Annotated in this window: 17 protein-coding genes; 16 read left to right on the forward strand and 1 reads right to left on the reverse strand. The window is 64.1% G+C overall.

All coding sequences use genetic code 11. The features are described 5' to 3' along the window. Positions 1-285: 285 nt before the first annotated feature. The 6 genes from M2427_RS39300 (at position 286) to M2427_RS39325 (ending at position 6,832) form a co-directional block, all read left to right on the forward strand. Positions 286-1,488: a pyridoxal phosphate-dependent aminotransferase gene (locus M2427_RS39300; RefSeq protein ID WP_280712128.1), complete on the forward strand. Its 1,203-nt coding sequence runs from the start codon at positions 286-288 to the stop codon at positions 1,486-1,488. A gap of 163 nt (positions 1,489-1,651) precedes the next feature. Continuing rightward, positions 1,652-2,134 (forward strand): DUF992 domain-containing protein, encoded by a 483-nt coding sequence (locus M2427_RS39305; protein ID WP_280712129.1) that lies wholly within the window; start codon positions 1,652-1,654, stop codon positions 2,132-2,134. A 220-nt stretch (positions 2,135-2,354) separates the two neighbouring features. Then, positions 2,355-4,403: an elongation factor G gene (locus tag M2427_RS39310; RefSeq protein ID WP_280712130.1), complete on the forward strand. Its 2,049-nt coding sequence runs from the start codon at positions 2,355-2,357 to the stop codon at positions 4,401-4,403. A gap of 203 nt (positions 4,404-4,606) precedes the next feature. Then, on the forward strand, positions 4,607-5,446 hold the full coding sequence (locus M2427_RS39315; RefSeq protein ID WP_280712131.1) for a shikimate dehydrogenase: 840 nt from the start codon (positions 4,607-4,609) through the stop codon (positions 5,444-5,446). Positions 5,447-5,502: 56 nt separating this feature from the next. After that, the gene (locus M2427_RS39320) at positions 5,503-6,129 is read left to right on the forward strand and encodes a hypothetical protein (protein WP_280712132.1); all 627 of its coding nucleotides are present in this window, start codon (positions 5,503-5,505) and stop codon (positions 6,127-6,129) included. Positions 6,130-6,205: 76 nt separating this feature from the next. After that, positions 6,206-6,832 (forward strand): hypothetical protein, encoded by a 627-nt coding sequence (locus M2427_RS39325; RefSeq protein WP_280712133.1) that lies wholly within the window; start codon positions 6,206-6,208, stop codon positions 6,830-6,832. A 122-nt stretch (positions 6,833-6,954) separates the two neighbouring features. On the opposite strand, the gene M2427_RS39330 is transcribed toward M2427_RS39325, so the two are convergent. Beyond that, the gene (locus M2427_RS39330; protein WP_280712134.1) at positions 6,955-8,091 is read right to left on the reverse strand and encodes an alpha-hydroxy acid oxidase; all 1,137 of its coding nucleotides are present in this window, start codon (positions 8,089-8,091) and stop codon (positions 6,955-6,957) included. A 136-nt stretch (positions 8,092-8,227) separates the two neighbouring features. Here M2427_RS39330 and M2427_RS39335 point away from each other — a divergent pair, with 136 nt between their 5' ends. The 10 genes from M2427_RS39335 to serA all read left to right on the forward strand — a co-directional run bounded on the left by M2427_RS39335 (position 8,228) and on the right by serA (position 17,915). Next, the gene (locus tag M2427_RS39335) at positions 8,228-8,395 is read left to right on the forward strand and encodes a hypothetical protein (protein WP_280712135.1); all 168 of its coding nucleotides are present in this window, start codon (positions 8,228-8,230) and stop codon (positions 8,393-8,395) included. 221 nt (positions 8,396-8,616) lie between these two features. Further along, positions 8,617-9,960, forward strand: a complete 1,344-nt coding sequence (glmM, locus tag M2427_RS39340) for a phosphoglucosamine mutase (RefSeq protein ID WP_280712136.1) — start codon at positions 8,617-8,619, stop codon at positions 9,958-9,960. A 147-nt stretch (positions 9,961-10,107) separates the two neighbouring features. After that, positions 10,108-11,361, forward strand: coding sequence for an MFS transporter (locus M2427_RS39345; protein ID WP_280712137.1), 1,254 nt, complete (start codon positions 10,108-10,110; stop codon positions 11,359-11,361). Between the two features lie 249 nt (positions 11,362-11,610). Further along, positions 11,611-12,447 carry an outer membrane beta-barrel protein gene (locus M2427_RS39350; RefSeq protein ID WP_280712138.1) on the forward strand — a complete coding sequence of 279 codons (837 nt, stop codon included), beginning with the start codon at positions 11,611-11,613 and terminating at the stop codon, positions 12,445-12,447. Between the two features lie 183 nt (positions 12,448-12,630). Next, a complete protein-coding gene (locus tag M2427_RS39355; protein ID WP_280712139.1) occupies positions 12,631-13,392 on the forward strand; it encodes an outer membrane beta-barrel protein in 762 nt (253 codons plus the stop codon). Positions 13,393-13,466: 74 nt separating this feature from the next. After that, positions 13,467-14,057: a glutathione S-transferase family protein gene (locus M2427_RS39360; protein ID WP_280712140.1), complete on the forward strand. Its 591-nt coding sequence runs from the start codon at positions 13,467-13,469 to the stop codon at positions 14,055-14,057. A gap of 17 nt (positions 14,058-14,074) precedes the next feature. Next, positions 14,075-14,539, forward strand: a complete 465-nt coding sequence (locus M2427_RS39365; protein ID WP_280712141.1) for a GNAT family N-acetyltransferase — start codon at positions 14,075-14,077, stop codon at positions 14,537-14,539. A gap of 174 nt (positions 14,540-14,713) precedes the next feature. Next, positions 14,714-14,905, forward strand: coding sequence for a hypothetical protein (locus M2427_RS39370; RefSeq protein WP_280712142.1), 192 nt, complete (start codon positions 14,714-14,716; stop codon positions 14,903-14,905). Between the two features lie 79 nt (positions 14,906-14,984). Then, the gene (locus M2427_RS39375; protein ID WP_280712143.1) at positions 14,985-16,157 is read left to right on the forward strand and encodes a phosphoserine transaminase; all 1,173 of its coding nucleotides are present in this window, start codon (positions 14,985-14,987) and stop codon (positions 16,155-16,157) included. A 168-nt stretch (positions 16,158-16,325) separates the two neighbouring features. Beyond that, positions 16,326-17,915: a phosphoglycerate dehydrogenase gene (serA, locus tag M2427_RS39380; protein WP_280712144.1), complete on the forward strand. Its 1,590-nt coding sequence runs from the start codon at positions 16,326-16,328 to the stop codon at positions 17,913-17,915. Positions 17,916-18,007: the final 92 nt, after the last annotated feature.

Below are 18,007 nucleotides of genomic sequence, written 5' to 3' on the forward strand. Positions count from 1 at the left end.
CATCTTTTGCAACGTCAGCTGATCGTCAGTTTCGCGGCGCCTCGACGGCGCAAAATTGCTCCGAGGACAAGCCTTCGCGGATATGAGCGATTTCGAGCGCAAAGTTGCCGATTATTGCGAGAATCGCGCCTGGAAACGCTCCAAACCCGTAAACTTTTCCGGGATCGGGCCGAAGTTTCTTGCGGTGCAGCGGCACACGTTTTAGGGTGGCACCATTCCCACAATCAGAGTCGTGACGACCCAGTTCACGATGCTTGGGTTCACGACACTTGTCAGGAGATGACGATGGCCTTCCTTGCTGCTGCGCTCGACCGTGTGAAGCCGTCCGCGACCATCGCGGTCACGGACAAAGCACGCGCGCTGAAGGCGGCGGGCCGCAACGTCATCGGTCTTGGCGCCGGTGAGCCCGACTTCGACACGCCTGCCAACATCAAGCTGGCGGCGATCCACGCCATCGAGTCCGGCAAGACCAAGTATACCGCTGTCGACGGCATCCCCGAGCTGAAGGACGCGATCATCGCGAAGTTTCAGCGCGAGAACGGCGTCGCCTACAAGCCGAACCAGATCATCGTCGGCACCGGCGGCAAGCAAGTGCTCTACAACGCGCTGATGGCGACCATCAATCCGGGCGACGAGGTGATCATCCCGGCGCCCTATTGGGTCAGCTATCCCGAAATGGTGGCGCTCGCCGGCGGCGAGCCGGTGCCGGTGGTCTGCACCGCAGCTCACGGCTTCAAGCTGCAGGCCGAGGCGCTCGATCGCGCGATCACGCCGAAGACCAAATGGGTGATCCTGTGCTCGCCGTCGAACCCGACCGGCGCGGCCTATACGCGCGCCGAGCTCAAGGCGCTCACCGACGTGCTGGTCAAGCATCCGCATGTGTGGGTGATGACCGACGACATGTACGAGCATCTCGTCTATGACGACTTCCAGTTCACCACCGTCGCGCAGGTCGAGCCGAGACTTTACGACCGCACGCTCACCGTGAACGGCGTGTCGAAGGCCTATTGCATGACCGGCTGGCGCATTGGCTATGCCGGCGGTCCCGCACAGCTGATCAAGGCGATGTCGACCATCCAGTCGCAGTCGACATCGAACCCGTGCTCGATCTCGCAGTGGGCGTCGGTGGAAGCGCTGAACGGTCCGCAGGACTTCATCGCTGCCAACAACAAGGTGTTCAAGGAGCGTCGCGATCTCGTCGTCTCCATGCTCAACCAGGCCAATGGCATCGAGTGCCCGCGCCCCGAGGGTGCGTTCTACGTTTATCCGTCCTGTGCCGGCACGATCGGCAAGAAGGCGCCGTCGGGCAATGTGATCTCGAATGACGAGCAGTTCGTCACCGAGCTGCTGGAGACCGAAGGCGTTGCCGTGGTGCAGGGTTCGGCCTTCGGCCTCGGCCCGGCATTCCGCATCTCCTACGCAACCAAGACCTCCGACCTCGAAGACGCCTGCAAGCGCATCCAGCGCTTCTGCGGCAATCTGCGGTAAGCTCGCAGGTACGATCCGGTATGAAAGGGCCCGCGCAATGCGGGCCCTTTTTCTTTCACGTCTGCGCGATCTGGCAAGCCTACAACTATTGTGGCATAGAACGCCCAGCGGCGTCCCGCCGTGCCCTCTCTGCTCGCATCACATTCATCGCCGGAGACATTTCATGCGCCGCTCACTCGTCCTCGCCGGGATCACCGCTATCAGCCTCGTTGCTTCCGTCGCGGGCGCCAGCGCGCAGTCGTCGCGGATGGTGCAAATCGGCGTGCTCGAATGCCGCGGCGGCGCCAGTGTCGGCTTCATCGTGGGATCGGTGACCAATCTCGGCTGCGTGCTGCGCGCCGACGGTCTGCCCGAGGACCGCTACGTCGCGACGATCCGTAAAGTGGGTATCGACCTGGGCATCACTCAGGAGACGGCGCTGGCCTGGGGCGTGTTTGCGCCGGTCAACCGGCTCGGCCCCGGCGATCTCGCCGGCAATTATGCCGGTGCGCAGGGGAGTGCCTCGGTCGGTGTCGGCTTAGGGGGCAACGTGCTGGTCGGCGGCTCCAACAATTCGATCGCGCTTCAGCCGCTCAGCGTGCAAGGCCAGGTCGGCCTCAACGTTGCGGCTGGCCTTGAGAGCCTGGAACTTCGACCGGGTCGTTGACGTACGACAGACGAGGCTCCCTCTACACCTCTCCTTACCGGGGAGAGGTGGAACACCACGGGGCCATGACCCGACCCGATCTGATCAGGCATTATAAGACTTGGCCTAACTGCCGATGCACCGCAGCGACGTTTGATGCTTGCCAAATCTCGGGGACGGGCAGAGCATCTACGTTTGCCGACCCAATCATGGGCCGAGCTCCAAAACAGGAGGCGGCGAAATGGGACAAGACGTCAGAAGTCCCCGAGGTCCACGGTGCATCGCGCTGGTGGGCCCTTTCCAATCAGGTAAAACCACACTTCTCGAAGCGATCCTGGCGCGCACGGGCGCAATCCCGCGCGCCGGCAGCGTCGACGCCGGAACGTCCGTGGGCGACGCCACGCCTGAGGCCCGTCATCACAAGATGACTGTCGGGCTGACTGCCGCCACCACGAGTTTCATGGGCGACAGCTATACCTTCCTGGATTGTCCCGGTTCCGTCGAGTTCGCCCACGACATGCGCGCCGCGCTTCCCGCGGTCGACGCCGCCATCGTGGTCTGCGAGGCCGACGAGAAGAAGCTGCCGCAGCTTCAGATCATCCTGCGCGAGCTGGAGGAGCTGAAGATCCCGCGTTTCCTGTTCCTCAACAAGATCGACCGCGCCAACAAGCGCATCCGCGAGACGCTCGCGATGCTGCAGCCCGCCTCGCGCGTGCCGCTGGTGCTGCGCCAGATCCCGATCTGGAAGGGCGAGCTGATCGAGGGCTTTGTCGATCTCGCGCTGGAACGTGCGTTCATCTATCGCGAGCACAAGGCGTCCGAAGTGGTCGCGCTCGACGGCGGCAATCTCGATCGCGAGAAGGAGGCCCGCTTCTCGATGCTGGAGAAGCTCGCCGATCACGACGACGCGCTGATGGAGCAATTGCTGGAAGACATCCAGCCGCCGCGCGATGCCGTGTTCGACGACCTCGCCCGCGAATTGCGCGAAGGGCTGATCTGCCCCGTGCTGCTCGGCGCTGCCGCGCGCGAAAACGGCGTGCTGCGTCTGATGAAGGCGCTGCGCCATGAGGCGCCCGGTATCGAGGAAACTGCAAAGCGTCTCGGTGCACCGGCGAGCAAGGATGCGCTCGGCTTCGTCTTCAAGACGCTGCATTCGCAGCACGGCGGAAAGCTGTCGCTGACGCGGCTGCTCGCCGGCCATCTCGACGACGGTGCCACGCTGCAATCCTCCTCCGGCGGCGTGAGCCGCATCTCCGGCATCCTCGCCGTCAGCGGCGCTTACGACAGCAAGCGTGCCGCGGCCGAAGCCGGCGACACCGTGGCGCTCGCCAAGCTCGATGCGGTCAAGACCGGCGACACGGTCTCGAGCGGCAAGACCGCACCGGCTGCGCTCGCAGCGTCGGAGCCGACGCCGCCGGTGCTTGCTGTGTCCGTTGCGGCCACCGACCGCAAGGACGACGTCAAGCTCGGCCAGGCTTTGATGCGACTGCACGAGGAGGATCCTTCCCTCGTCGTCGTGCAGAACGCCCAGACCCACGACACCGTGCTGTGGGGACAGGGCGAGATGCATCTGCGTGTCGCAAACGAGCGGCTGAGCGATCGCTTCGGCGTCAAGATCTCCTCGCATCCGCCCGCGATCGGCTATCAGGAGACCATCCGCAAGCCGATCACGCAGCGCGGCCGCCACAAGAAACAGTCCGGCGGTCACGGCCAGTTCGGCGATGTCGTGCTCGACATCAAGCCGCTGCCGCGCGGCGAAGGCTTCAAGTTCGCCGAGAAGGTCGTCGGCGGCGCGGTACCGCGCAACTATATCGGCGCTGTGGAAGAGGGGGTCGTCGACGGGCTGGCGCGCGGCCCGCTCGGCTTTCCCGTGACCGACCTTGAGGTGACGCTGACCGACGGTTCCTATCACAGCGTCGACTCCTCCGACCTTGCCTTCCGCACGGCAGCGAGGGTCGGACTCAACGAAGGCCTGCCGCAATGCCAGTCGGTGTTGCTGGAGCCGATCCACGTGGTCGAGATCGTCTGTCCGACCGATGCCACCGCCAAGATCAACGCAATCCTGTCGGCGCGGCGCGGCCAGATCCTCGGCTTCGACACCCGCGACGGCTGGAGCGGCTGGGACTGCGTCCGCGCCATGATGCCGGAAGCGGAGATCGGCGAGCTGATCGTCGAGCTGCGTTCGGCCACCGCCGGTGCCGGCAGCTTCACCCGTCAGTTCGACCACATGGCCGAAGTCACGGGACGTGCCGCCGACCAGATCATCGCCGCGCATCAGCACGCGGCGTGATCCTGTAAGACACCGCGCTCTCACTCCCTCTCCCGCACTCACGGGAGAGGGAGATACGAGGCGATGCCGTCTCCACACGCCATTGCGAGTGCCTCGCCCGCGGTCCCCCCGGCGCCGCCGAATCCGCGGACCAACTTTCGCCTGCTTGACAGGACCGGCCGGACGCGAAATGGATCGCCCTCGAAACACGACCCGAGGGAAGGATGACCACGCCCAAACCGCCCGCAGCCTGTTTGATCGGATGGCCGGCCGCGCATTCGCGCTCGCCGCTGATCCATCATTACTGGCTGCGCACGCTCGGCATCGCAGGCGGTTATGTCATCGAGGCTGTTCCGCCGGATGATTTGCGCGACTTCGTGCTGCGGCTGTCGCTGCGCGGCTTCGTCGGCGCCAATGTCACCATCCCGCACAAGGAAGCCGTGCTCGACCTGTCGGCGCCCGATGCGCGCGCCAGGGCCGTGGGTGCGGCGAATACGCTGTGGTTCGAAGACGGCGAGCTGCGCGCGACCAATACCGACGTCGAAGGCTTTCTCGACAATCTCGACGCCAGCGCGCCCGGCTGGGACAAGGCCGAGGAGGCGCTGGTGCTCGGTGCCGGCGGCGCCTCGCGCGCGGTCGTGTTCGGGCTACTCGAACGCGGCTTCAAGCGCATCAATCTTGCCAATCGCACGCTGGCACGGGCCGAGGCGCTGGCGGCGCAGTTCGGGCCGAACGTGCATCCGCTCGCCTGGGACGGGATCAACGATGTCCTGCCGCGGGCAAGACTTCTCGTGAACACGACCTCGCTCGGCATGCACGGCCAGGGCGCGCTCGAGGTCGACGTGGCACGCCTGCCGCCGGAGGCCGTCGTCGCCGACCTCGTCTATGTCCCCCTCGTGACGCCGCTGCTCGCGGCCGCCAGGGCGCGCGGGCTGAGGACCGCCGACGGGCTCGGCATGCTGCTGCACCAGGCCGTGCGCGGCTTCGAGCTGTGGTTCGGCCGGAGGCCCGAGGTGACCGCAGAGCTGCGCGCGCTGGTCGAGGCCGATCTCACAAAGACTTGAGAGAATAGCCGGGTGCCTCCGGAGTTCTATCCCCGTGGGGACAATCGGAGACATCAATGACGATCCAACGTGCCAATTTCACGCGTCCGCTCATCGCTGTTGCGATGGTGGCGGCTTCCACCTTCGCCGCCGTCGCGCAACAGGCACCGGTGCCGACCCGCGTGCGCGGCACGATCGAGAGCGTCGATGGCGACACCATGCTGGTCAAGTCGCGCAGCGGTGAGGACGTCAAGCTCCATATCACCTCCGACGCGCGCGTCGTCGGCGTCACCAAGATCTCGCTCGCCGATATCAAGGTCGGCTCCTTTGTCGGCGCCACCACCGTGCCCGGGCCTGATGGCGGCAACAACGCCGTCGAGGTGCACGTGTTTCCAGAGAGCATGCGCGGCACCGGCGAGGGCTCGCGGCCCTACGATCTCAAGCCCAATTCCAGCATGACCAATGCCACGGTCTCGGACAGCGTGGTCGGCAATGACGGCCACACGCTGCTGGTGAAGTACAAGGACGGCGAGAAGAAAGTCTTCGTCTCCGATATGACACCGGTCGTGACCTTCGTTCCCGGCGACAAGTCGGAGCTCAAGGCCGGTGCCAAGGTCATCGCCTTCATGAAGCCATTGCCTGACGGTTCGTTCGAGACCAATCGCGTCAGCGTTGGCCGCGAAGGGCTGACGCCGCCGATGTGATCAGGCGTCCGCGGAATAGCGGCGGTCGCATGGGGTTTGCTGTGATTGATCGCCGTAAACCCTGAAGGGGACAATCATGCCAAACCTGAACAGCTGGCTGCCGCGCATCATCGCGGCAGCCTTCGTCGCCTGCATCGTGACATCGTCCGTCTCGGCGCAGCAGGCGCCGACCGTCCGCATCCGCGGCACCATCGAAAGCGTCGACGGCAGCACACTCGGCATCAAGACGCGCGAAGGCAGCGACGTGAAGGTGCGCATGACCGACAACGTCGCCGTCTTCGCCGTGGTGAAGACGGAACTCGCCGAGATCAAGGCAGGCTCCTATATCGGCGTCACCGCGATGCCCGAGCCCGACGGCACGCAGAAGGCCATTGCCGTGCACATCTTCCCGGAGAACCAGCGCGGCGCCGCCGAAGGTTTCCGTCCCTGGGATGCCCGCGCCAATTCGACCATGACCAACGCCACTGTCGCGCAGACGGTCGGGGGCACCGACGGCCAGCACATCACGGTCAAATACAAGGACGGCGAGAAGAACGTCGTGGTGCCGCCGGACACTCCGATCGTCACCTTCGTCGCCAGCGACAAGTCGGAAGTGAAGCCCGGCGCCAAGCTGATCATTTTCGGCGCGGCGAAGAAGGATGACGGCACGCTCGAAGCGAACCGGGTGAATGTCGGCAGGGATGGAATTACGCCGCCGATGTGACGAGGGCTGATATAGAGCGCAGTTGCCGCGACAACCTCCGCTGTCGTCCCGGATCGGCGCGCGCTTGTGGCGCGCTTGTCCGGGACGACGGTTGTTATTGCAAGGACACCATCGTCGCGGCCTCACACCGCGATAATATGATCGTCGATCTCGTCGATCCGGTTGACGCCGCACAGGCCCATCGTGGTCAGCAGCTCTTTCTGGATGATGTCGATCGCCTTGGCAACGCCGGCCTGGCCGCCGGCTCCCAAGCCATAGGCATAAGCGCGGCCGATCATGCAGGACTTGGCGCCGAGCGCGAGCGCGCGCATCACGTCCTGGCCGGAGCGGATGCCGCCGTCGAACATGATCTCCATCTTGGAGCCGACGGCGTCGACGATCTCCGGCAGCACCTCGATCGAGGATGGCGCGCCGTCGAGCTGACGGCCACCATGGTTCGACACCACCATCGCCTGCGCGCCGGTCTTGGCGGCTTCCTCGGCGTCCTCGACGTCCAGAATGCCCTTGATGATGAGCTTGCCCGGCCAGATGCTCCGGATCCACTCGACATCCTTCCAGTTCAGCGAGGTGTCGAACTGCGAGGCGGTCCACTCCGCGAGGCGGTTGAGGTCCTCTGTGTTCTTCACGTGCCCTGCGATGTTACCGAAGGTGCGGCGCTTGCCCTGCAGCACGCCGGAGACCCAGGCCGGCTTGGTCGCGAAGTCGATGAATTTCGACAGCGTCCACTCGGGGGGGATCGTCATGCCGTTCTTGATGTCGGCATGGCGCTGGCCGATCACCTGCAAGTCGACGGTCAGCACCAGCGCGCTGCACTTGGCGGCGATGGCGCGCTGGACCAGTTCCTTGATGAAGCCGCGGTCCTTCATCACGTAGAGCTGGAACCAGAACGGCTTGTCGACGGCGGCCGCGATATCCTCGATCGAGCAGATCGACATGGTCGACTGCGTGAACGGGATGCCGGCAGCCTGCGCCGCGCGGCAGGCGTGAATCTCGCCGTCGCCATGCTGCATGCCGAGCAGGCCGACCGGCGCCAGCATCAGCGGCATGGTCGATTTCTCGCCGAGGATCGTGGTCGAGGTGTCCCGCTTGGAGACGTCGACCAGGATGCGCTGGCGGAACTTGATTGCTTGCATGTCCTCGCGATTGGCGCGCAGCGTTTCCTCGGCATAGGAGCCGCGGTCGCAATAGTCGAAGAACGCCTTCGGCACGCGGCGCTTATGCAGCGCGCGAAGATCATCGATACAGGTGATGTGCTTCATGAACGTTCCCCGCCAAGTCTTGTCTTAAAGGCGTCTTGTCTTAAGGAGTCTTGTCTCAAGGAGTCTTGCACCGGAAGGTTTAGGGGTCATCTAGCATGGTTGGATGCACAGCCAAATCGTTTGCGAGAGGGGTGCCATGACCAAGCCGCGCACTGGGCCTTCGCCGGAAGAGATCAAGCAGAAGCAGGACCTCGACGACGCGCTGGAGGAGGGGCTGGAGGAGACCTTTCCGGGCTCCGACCCCGTCAACGTCACTCAGCCGGCGCCGAGCCGCGAGGACGGCCATGTCAAGCGAAAGGCCTGAAGCCGGTTCCGGCTTAAATCGGTATCGAAAAGCGGAAATATAATGTTAACAATAGGTTACCGGAGCGTCGGCAGGTCCGGTTCCGTAATGATTCATCATATTTTTTGAAGCCAATTTAGCGGTGCAAGGCTTATAAGGCCTTAGCAAATCAGGGATGCGGGTCCCGTCAGGGCACCCGGAGGTTGTTTTGGGGATCCCTGGTTGTTGCGTGGGGGACGATGATGAGTCGCAAATATTTCGGGACGGACGGGATCCGGGGCCGCGCCAACGGACTGATCACGCCGGAGCTCGCGCTCAAGGTCGGCCAGGCCGCAGGCCTCGCGTTTCAGCGCGGTGACCACCGCCACCGGGTCGTGATCGGCAAGGACACGCGGCTATCAGGCTACATGATCGAATACGCGATGGTCGCAGGCTTCACCTCGGTCGGCATGGACGTGCTGCTGGTCGGCCCAATGCCGACGCCGGCTGTCGCGATGCTCACCAAGTCGATGCGCGCCGATCTCGGCGTCATGATCTCGGCCTCGCACAATCTGTTCGAGGACAACGGCATCAAGCTGTTCGGCCCGCAGGGCTTCAAGCTGTCCGACGATGTCGAGAAGCAGATCGAGCTGCTGCTCGATGAGCCCATCGAGAAGCGGCTGGCCCAAAGCGCGAGCCTCGGTCGCGCCCGCCGGATCGACGGCGTGCATGACCGCTACATCGAATTCGCCAAGCGCACACTGCCGCGCGATCTTTCGCTCGAGGGCCTGCGCGTCGTGATCGATTGCGCCAATGGCGCCGCCTACAAGGTGGTGCCGGAAGCGCTGTGGGAATTGGGCGCCGACGTGGTGCCGATCGGCGTCGAGCCCGACGGCTTCAACATCAACAAGGATTGCGGCTCGACCTCGCCGGAAGCACTGTCGAAGAAGGTGCGCGAGATGCGCGCCGATATCGGCATTGCGCTGGACGGCGACGCCGATCGCGTCATCCTGGTCGACGAGCGCGGCCACGTCGTCGACGGCGACCAGCTGCTCGCCGTGATCGCGCAGAGCTGGAAGGAAGACGGACGCCTCTCGCGTCCCGGCATCGTCGCGACCGTGATGTCCAATCTCGGCCTCGAGCGTTTCCTGAAAGGGCAGGGGCTCGATCTGGTGCGCACGCCGGTCGGCGACCGCTACGTGCTCGAGCAGATGCTGAACGGCGGCTACAATCTCGGCGGCGAGCAGTCCGGCCATATCATCCTATCCGACTATGCCACCACCGGCGACGGTTTCGTCGCCGCGCTGCAGGTGCTGGCCGTGGTGCAGAAGCTGCGCCGGCCGGTCTCCGAGGTCTGCCATCGCTTCGATCCGCTGCCGCAGATCCTCAAGAACGTCCGCCACAAGGGCGGCAAGCCGCTCGACGATACCGATGTGAAGTCGGCGATCTCCGATGGCGAGAAGCGCCTCAACGGCCATGGCCGTCTGCTGATCCGCTCCTCCGGCACCGAGCCCGTGATCCGCGTCATGGGCGAGGGCGAAGACCGCATCCTGGTCGAGGACGTCGTCGACACCATCGTCTCGGCACTGGGGCAGGCGGCGGCCTGAGTCTTTTCTTACCCTCCCCCTCCAGGGGAGGGTAAGTGACGAGAGCACCCGCGCATCCCAGCCATTTGCGATTGGCGGTGGTTCCGCAGCCATTAGCATCGTACCCAACGAGTTGCGGCCATCTGCCGCCCCCGCCGGGATGCTCCAGTGAACAAGCCTGTCGTCGTCTCAGAGGAAACGCTGACCGAGCCCGTCGTCGTCAGCGACGTTGCACCCTCCGCTGCGAAAGCGGCCGCGGGACCGGCCTATATCGTGCTCGCCGGAATCAGCTTCTCGCACTTCCTCAACGACACCATGCAGTCGCTGATCGCCTCGGTGTATCCGATCCTGAAGGACACCTATGCGCTCGACTTCGCGCAGATCGGCATGATCACGCTGGCGTTCCAGTTCACGGCCTCGCTGCTGCAGCCGGTGGTCGGCCACTACACCGACAAGAAGGCGCAGCCTTACTCGCTGTCCATCGGCATGGCGTCGACCTTTTTCGGCCTGCTGCTGCTCAGCGCCGCGCACCAATATCTCGTCATCCTGGTTGCGGCCGCGCTGGTCGGTCTCGGCTCGGCGGTGTTTCACCCGGAATCGGCGCGCATCGCGCGGCTCGCCTCGGGCGGCCGCTACGGCTTTGCGCAATCGGTGTTTCAGCTCGGCGGCAGTTTCGGCACCTCGATGGGGCCGGTGCTCGCAGCGCTCATCGTCGTGCCGTTCGGGCAGGGCAGCATCGCCTGGTTCTCCTCGATCGCGGGCCTCGCGATTCTCATCCTCTGGCGCATCGGCCGCTGGTACGAACCGCAGATCACGACGAAGAAGATGGCCCCGGTTCATGCGCAGGCGGGCGGGCCGAGCTCGCGCCGCGTCGCGGTCGCGCTGCTCGTGCTGGTGGCGCTGCTGTTCTCGAAGCAGCTCTACGTCTCGAGCCTGTCGAGCTACTACATCTTCTATCTGATCGATCGTTTCGGCGTGTCGACGCAGACAGCGCAGATCTACCTCTTCATCTTCCTGGCCGCGAACGCCGTCGGCGCGTTCTTCGGCGGACCGCTCGGTGATCGCTTCGGCCGCAAGATCGTGATCTGGATCTCGATCCTCGGCGCGCTGCCGTTCACGCTGGCGCTGCCTTATGCCGGGCTGTACGCAAGCGCGGTGCTGTCCGTCGTCATCGGCCTGATCATCTCCTCGACGACGTCGTCGATCATCGTGTTCGCGCAGGAGCTGGTGCCGCATCGCTTCGGCATGATCTCCGGCGTGTTCTTCGGCGTCGCCTTCGGCATCGGTGGCCTGGGGGCCGCGGTGCTCGGCAAGCTCGCCGACCACACCTCGATCGCGTTCGTCTATCAGGTCTGCGCCTATCTGCCGGCGATCGGGCTGCTTGCGGTGTTCCTGCCCAGGCTGCCGCAGCACAAGCGTTAACGGATCCTGCCTCGCCGCATTGCGGCTTCACCAATCATTAGCAATTGCGGCGTGTGAGGCGTCTTCCAGCGAATGGGCTGCCGCATTTTTGCAACGCTTGCGCCGCATCCGCGTGTGCAGTCAGAAAAAATCAACCTTAAAAATTAGGGTTAAGTGGCGCTTAAACATTTGGTGCGATCGTCCGGCTCGTGAGTTTCCAGAACGTGAGGCGCTCGTATTCAGCCTCACCGGCCAATAAGGACGAAGCCAATGCGTAGCGTTAAGTCTCTCCTTGCCGCGGGTGCGGCATCACTGATCTCGTCGATGGCGTTTGCCGCCGATATGCCGATCGCGGCTCCGCCCCCCATGTACGCGCCGCCCGCCCCGCCCGCCGATTTCGGTGGCTGGTATCTGCGCGGCGATATCGGGATGACCAATCAGAACGCCAAGAGCATCGACAGCGCGACCTCGGCGACGTTCCCGACCACGACGGCGGGGCTCGGCTTCGACTCCTCGCCGCTGTTCGACGTCGGTGTCGGCTATCGCTTCAACAACTGGTTCCGGGCCGACGTGACCGGACAGTATCGCGGCAAAGCCAATCTGCACGGTTCGCAGAGCGTCCGCCTCGGCCCGACCGACGTCGAAGCCAACACCTACACCGGCAGCAAGTCCGAGTGGGTCGTCATGGCCAACGCCTATGTCGATCTCGGCACCTGGTGGTGCATCACGCCGTTCATCGGCGCCGGCCTCGGTGGCGCCTACAACCAGCTCTCGAGCTTCCAGGACAGCGGCGTCCGCTACACCAACGGCGCGCTGTCCAACAGCGTCACCTATTTCGACACCAACGGTAAGTGGAACTTCGCATGGGCCGCCCATGCCGGTCTCGCCTACAAGGTCAATCCCGGGTTCACCGTCGAACTGGCCTACAGCTACATGAATCTCGGCGACGCTTCGCCAGGCAACTTCCGTGCGTTTGACGGCAGCATCTCCGGACCCACGACCATCAAGGTCAAGAGCATCACGTCGAACGACGTGAAGCTGGGCGTGCGCTGGGAGCTCAACTCTCCGCCGGCCTACGTGCCGCCGCCGCTCGTCACCAAGGGCTGATCGCAAGCCTTATCGCTTCAAGCCTCATCGCTTAACATCTCTTAACGGCGCGGGATCATCCCGCGCCGTTTTGCTTTGCATATTTTTCATGGCTGATAGTGACGAAAAGGTCAGACGCAACCATTGGTTAAGGTTAACGAGCCATGATCACGCTGAAGAGTTCGAGTTCGATGGAGCGTTGCGATGCGTGGGCTTTTGTTGGCGGCGGCGATGTTGGGGACGGTGTCAGCCGCGCATGCGGCCGATATGCCTGATCTGCCCGTCCTGCGCGGCGGCTTCACCGACGGTCTGTCCAGCGGGCGGCCGAACTGGCAGGGCTATTACGTTGGCGGCCAGGGCGATTTCGGCACGATCACGTCGAAGATCTCGCCGACGATCAACGCCGGCCTGCAATCGGGTTTCGTGACGCCGGGTCCCGGCTATAACTGGCAGCCGCTCGGCTATGCGACGAGCACGTCGGCCGGCTACGGCGCCTTTGCCGGTTACAACGGGCAATGGGACGACGTCGTCATGGGCATCGAGGCGAACTACATTCACGGCGGCTTCAAGTCGACATCGCGCTCGCGCGGGGTGACTTACAACAACAGCAATGTCGTCATCGCCAGCACCGATTCGTCGGCGGTGGTCGGTGTGTCCGATTTCGGCTCGCTGCGGGTTCGCGCGGGCTACGCCTGGGGATGCTTCCTGCCTTACGCTTTCATCGGCGGCGGCTTCGGCAGCCAGTCGGTCGACAGGTTCGTATCGTCCTCTCCACCCCCGGTGCTGTCGACGCCGTCCAGCGCGTCCAAGACCACGCTGGTCTATGGTTATTCCGCAGGCATCGGCTTCGATGCCATGCTGGTCGGCGGCCTGTTCGCCCGCGCCGAATATGAATATCAGCGTGTGACCTCGAACATCGAAACCAACATCAATACGGTCCGCCTCGGCCTCGGCTACAAGTTCTGACGCCGCTTCGCCGCACTGCGGTTGACAGGTCAGTCACGTCCTGATGCTCTGTCGTCTCACATGGGGCGGCAGCGATGCAGATTTACGGCGACAGCAATTCCGGCAATTGTCTGAAGGTGAAATGGGTGTGCGATCATCTCGCATTGCCCTATCGCTGGATCGAGATCGACACGCGCAAGGGCGAGACGCGCACGCCGCAATTCCTCAGGATGAACGGCGCCGGCCAGGTGCCGACCGTCGCCTTCGACGACGGCCGGACGCTGGCGCAGTCCAACGCCATCATTCGCTATCTCGCCCGCGACAGCGCGCTGATTCCGCGCGACGCGTTTGCTGCCGCCAAGATGGACGAATGGCTGTTCTGGGAACAATACAGCCACGAGCCCTATATCGCGGTGTGCCGCTTCCAGATGGTCTATCTCGGCAAGGCTGCCTCCGAGCTCGATCCTGACAAGGTCAAGCGCGGCTATGCTGCGCTCGATCGCATGGAGGCGCATCTCGCCGCGAGCCGCTTCTTTGCCGGCGATGCGGTCTCGCTCGCGGACGTCTCGCTGCTCGCCTATACGCGTGTGGCGCATGAAGGCGGCTTCGAACTCGGCCGTTACGCGGCCATCCGCCGCTGGATTGGTGAGGCAGAGGCCTATCTCGGTCTTCCGCCCGCGCGCTGAGTCTGGAGTGCTCGTCGATGAATGATAAGTCCGTTTCCATCCGTCCCGCGCGCCGCGAGGACGTCCCTGCGATCGTGGCGATGCTTGCCGACGATCATCTCGGCCGCGCCCGCGAGCGCGTCGAGGATCCGTTGTCTGCGGTCTATTACGCGGCATTCGAACGCGTCGAGCGCGACCAAAATCTCACACTCGTGGTTGCCGAGAGCGAGAGCAGGGTGGTTGGCTGCCTGCAATTGGCGGTGCTCGCAGGCATCAGCTCGCAAGGCGGCATCCGAGGCTTGCTCGAGGATGTTCGCGTTGCCAGCGATTGCCGCAACCGCGGCATCGGCGAGCAATTGGTGCAGTGGGCGATTACGGAAGCAAAAGCTCGCGGCTGCAATCTGGTCGAATTGCTGACGCATTCGAGTCGCGTTGACGCGCAGCGCTTCTACGAGCGTCTCGGATTTGCGTTGAGTCATGCCGGCATGACTGTGCGCTTTTGAAGCAGCACGCATTGGGCATTGGGCGATCAGCGAAATCGGATCGCACGCTCGTTCATCTTAACAGCTGATAAACTACCCGTTCGGCGTTCACGTGGATCGAGGAACGAACGGTGCTACGGCTGCGTCTGAAACCGGGCTTGGTCGGTTCGGGGATTTCAAATGACAAGCTATTCGATGATCAAGGTCGGCAACGATTACGTTGTGCAGGCCAATGACAAATGCATTTTGAAAGTCGGCAGCCGCCGTCGCGCCGCGCAATTGATCAGCGATGCCACGGACTTGCTGAACGCGCTGGCGTCCGTCGAGGCCCCCGGCATCGCCCCGGACGCGCCATCACTCCAGCGTGAGACGCCGGAACTTCCTTGACTGGCCTTCCCGATTCCCGTATCAGCCGCGGCGGGACACCTCCCCCCAACGGGAGGCTTACTATCTGGAAGGGTAGATCATGACTGTAGCGAAGCCCGCTTCGCGGCCCAACGTGCCGCATTTCTCTTCCGGCCCCTGCGCCAAGCGCCCCGGCTGGAACGCCCAAAATCTCAAGGACGCAGCGCTCGGCCGCTCGCATCGCGCGAAGGTCGGCAAGACCAAGCTCAAGCTCGCGATCGATCTGACGCGCGAAGTGCTTGAAGTGCCGGCCGATTATCGCATCGGCATCGTGCCGGCCTCCGATACCGGCGCGGTCGAGATGGCGCTGTGGTCGCTGCTCGGTGCACGGCCTGTCACCACGCTCGCCTGGGAATCCTTCGGCGAGGGCTGGGTCAGCGACATCGTCAAGGAACTGAAGCTCAAGGACGTCACCAAGCTCAACGCGGCCTATGGTGAGATCCCCGACCTCTCCAAGGTCGATCCGAAGTCCGACGTTATCTTCACCTGGAACGGCACCACGTCAGGCGTGCGCGTGCCGAACGCCGACTGGATCAAAGCGGACCGCGAGGGTCTGACGATCTGCGACGCAACCTCGGCAGCATTCGCGCAGCCGCTCGATTTTGCAAAACTGGATGTCGTCACCTTCTCCTGGCAGAAGGCGCTCGGCGGCGAAGCCGCGCACGGCATGCTGATCCTGTCGCCCCGCGCGGTGGAACGGCTCGAGACTTACAAGCCGGCCTGGCCGCTGCCGAAAATCTTCCGCATGACCAAGGGCGGCAAGATCAACGAAGGCATCTTCGTCGGCGAGACCATCAACACGCCGTCGATGCTCTGCGTCGAAGATTATCTCGACGCGCTGAACTGGGCCAAGTCCATCGGCGGTCTCAAGGCACTGATCGCGCGCGCCGACGCCAACACCAAGGTGCTGGCCGACTGGAAGGCGAAGACGCCGTGGATCGACTTCCTGGCCAAGGACGCCGCGATCCGCTCCAACACCTCGGTGTGTCTGAAGTTCGTCGATCCGGCGATCACCTCGCTCTCGGACGACGCGCAGGCGGAGTTCTCCAAGAAGCTGGTCGCACTGATTGAGAAGGAAGGCGCCGGTTACGACTTCGCCTACTACCGCGATGCGCCGGCAGGCCTGCGCATCTGGTGCGGCGCCACCGTCGAGGCCAAGGACGTCGAGATCCTGACGCAGTGGATCGACTGGGCCTTCGCCGAGACCAAGGCCACGCTAGCCAAGGCGGCTTAAGCTCTTACCCTCCCCTGGAGGGGGAGGGTCGACGCACCGTCAGGTGCGGCGGGGTGGGGTGATCTCTCCACACGGCGCACCGGCGATTTTCTTTTTGCGGCTTCACCCCACCCCGGCGCTCCGCGCCGACCCTCCCCCTCCAGGGGAGGGTGTGAAGGACACATATCCATGACCAAACCCAAAGTTCTCATTTCCGACGCGCTCTCGCCCGCTGCCGTGCAGATCTTCAAAGATCGCGGCGTCGAGGTCGACTTCCAGCCCAATCTCGGCAAGGACAAGGACAAGCTCGCCGAGATCATCGGCAATTACGATGGCCTCGCCATCCGCTCCGCGACCAAGGCGACCGCAAAGATCCTGGAGAAGGCGACCAAGCTCAAGGTGATCGGCCGCGCCGGCATCGGCGTCGACAATGTCGAGATCCCGGCCGCCACCGCCAAGGGCATCATCGTGATGAACACGCCGTTCGGCAATTCGATCACGACCGCCGAGCATGCGATCACGCTCATGCTGGCGCTGGCCCGCGAGATCCCGCAGGCCGACGCCTCGACCCAGGCCGGCAAGTGGGAGAAGAACCGCTTCATGGGCGTCGAGATCACCGGCAAGGTGCTGGGCGTCGTCGGCTGCGGCAACATCGGCTCGATCGTCGCCGACCGCGCGCTCGGCCTGCGCATGAAGGTCGTCGCGTTCGATCCGTTCCTGTCGCCGGAGCGCGCCAAGGACATCGGCGTCGAGAAGGTCGAGCTCGATGACCTCTTGAAGCGTGCCGACTTCATCACGCTGCACACGCCGCTCACCGAGAAGACGAAGAACATCATCGACGCCGCGGCGATCGCCAAGATGAAGAAGGGCGTACGTCTCATCAATTGCGCCCGCGGCGGTCTCGTCGACGAGCAGGCCGTGGTCGATGCGCTCAACGCCAAGCACATTGCGGGCGCCGCCTTCGACGTGTTCGTCGAGGAGCCCGCGAACACGAACGTGCTGTTCGGCCATCCCAACGTGATCTGCACGCCGCATCTCGGCGCCTCCACCACGGAGGCGCAGGAGAACGTCGCGCTACAGGTCGCCGAGCAGATGTCGGACTATCTGCTGTCAGGCGCGATCTCGAACGCGGTCAACTTCCCCTCGATCACCGCGGAAGAAGCGCCGAAGCTCAAGCCCTTCATCGCGCTTGCCGAGAAGCTCGGCTCGTTCGCCGGCCAGCTCACCGAGTCCGGCATTCTCAAGGTCGAGATCACCTATGAGGGCCACGTCGCCGAGATGAAGATCAAGGCGATCACGTCAGCCGTGCTGTCGGGCCTGCTGCGACCGATGCTGGGCGAGATCAACGTGGTCTCCGCGCCTGTGATCGCCAAGGAGCGTGGCATGGTGGTGGACGAGATCGTCCGCGCCGCCCAGAGCGACTATGAGAGCCTGATCACCGTCACGGTGGCGACGGAGCGCCAGGAGCGCTCGGTCTCCGGCACCGTCTACCATGACGGCAAGCCGCGGCTGGTCGACGTCAAGGGCATCCGCGTCGACGCCGAGTTCGGCAAGTCGATGATCTACATCACCAACGAGGACAAGCCGGGCTTTATCGGCCAGTTCGCGAGCCTGCTGGGCGATGCCAAGATCAACATCGCCACCTTCCATCTCGGCCGCGCCGCGCCCGGCAGCGACGCCATCGCGCTGGTGGAGGTCGACGGCGCCGTGCCGGCCGACCTGCTCGCCAAGGTGCAGGCCCTGCCGCAGGTCAAGCAGGCCAAGGCGTTGACGTTCTAGCCGAGCGATCGTCACTTGCCGTCATGGCCGGGCTTGTCCCGGCCATCCACGAACTTCCTTGCGTCAAGACGTGGATGCCCGGGCCTTCGCCG

This window comes from Bradyrhizobium sp. BR13661 (genome assembly GCF_029892425.1).
In the GTDB taxonomy this organism is placed as follows: domain Bacteria; phylum Pseudomonadota; class Alphaproteobacteria; order Rhizobiales; family Xanthobacteraceae; genus Bradyrhizobium.

What these genes read in the sequence shown, in the direction of transcription:
- M2427_RS39300 (WP_280712128.1), top strand. Translation starts at nt 286, where the DNA reads ATGGCCTTCCTTGCTGCTGCGCTCGACCGTGTGAAGCCGTCCGCGACC.
- M2427_RS39305 (WP_280712129.1), top strand. Translation starts at nt 1,652, where the DNA reads ATGCGCCGCTCACTCGTCCTCGCCGGGATCACCGCTATCAGCCTCGTT.
- M2427_RS39310 (WP_280712130.1), top strand. Translation starts at nt 2,355, where the DNA reads ATGGGACAAGACGTCAGAAGTCCCCGAGGTCCACGGTGCATCGCGCTG.
- M2427_RS39315 (WP_280712131.1), top strand. Translation starts at nt 4,607, where the DNA reads ATGACCACGCCCAAACCGCCCGCAGCCTGTTTGATCGGATGGCCGGCC.
- M2427_RS39320 (WP_280712132.1), top strand. Translation starts at nt 5,503, where the DNA reads ATGACGATCCAACGTGCCAATTTCACGCGTCCGCTCATCGCTGTTGCG.
- M2427_RS39325 (WP_280712133.1), top strand. Translation starts at nt 6,206, where the DNA reads ATGCCAAACCTGAACAGCTGGCTGCCGCGCATCATCGCGGCAGCCTTC.
- M2427_RS39330 (WP_280712134.1), bottom strand. Translation starts at nt 8,091, where the DNA reads ATGAAGCACATCACCTGTATCGATGATCTTCGCGCGCTGCATAAGCGC.
- M2427_RS39335 (WP_280712135.1), top strand. Translation starts at nt 8,228, where the DNA reads ATGACCAAGCCGCGCACTGGGCCTTCGCCGGAAGAGATCAAGCAGAAG.
- glmM (WP_280712136.1), top strand. Translation starts at nt 8,617, where the DNA reads ATGAGTCGCAAATATTTCGGGACGGACGGGATCCGGGGCCGCGCCAAC.
- M2427_RS39350 (WP_280712138.1), top strand. Translation starts at nt 11,611, where the DNA reads ATGCGTAGCGTTAAGTCTCTCCTTGCCGCGGGTGCGGCATCACTGATC.
- M2427_RS39355 (WP_280712139.1), top strand. Translation starts at nt 12,631, where the DNA reads ATGCGTGGGCTTTTGTTGGCGGCGGCGATGTTGGGGACGGTGTCAGCC.
- M2427_RS39360 (WP_280712140.1), top strand. Translation starts at nt 13,467, where the DNA reads ATGCAGATTTACGGCGACAGCAATTCCGGCAATTGTCTGAAGGTGAAA.
- M2427_RS39365 (WP_280712141.1), top strand. Translation starts at nt 14,075, where the DNA reads ATGAATGATAAGTCCGTTTCCATCCGTCCCGCGCGCCGCGAGGACGTC.
- M2427_RS39370 (WP_280712142.1), top strand. Translation starts at nt 14,714, where the DNA reads ATGATCAAGGTCGGCAACGATTACGTTGTGCAGGCCAATGACAAATGC.
- M2427_RS39375 (WP_280712143.1), top strand. Translation starts at nt 14,985, where the DNA reads ATGACTGTAGCGAAGCCCGCTTCGCGGCCCAACGTGCCGCATTTCTCT.
- serA (WP_280712144.1), top strand. Translation starts at nt 16,326, where the DNA reads ATGACCAAACCCAAAGTTCTCATTTCCGACGCGCTCTCGCCCGCTGCC.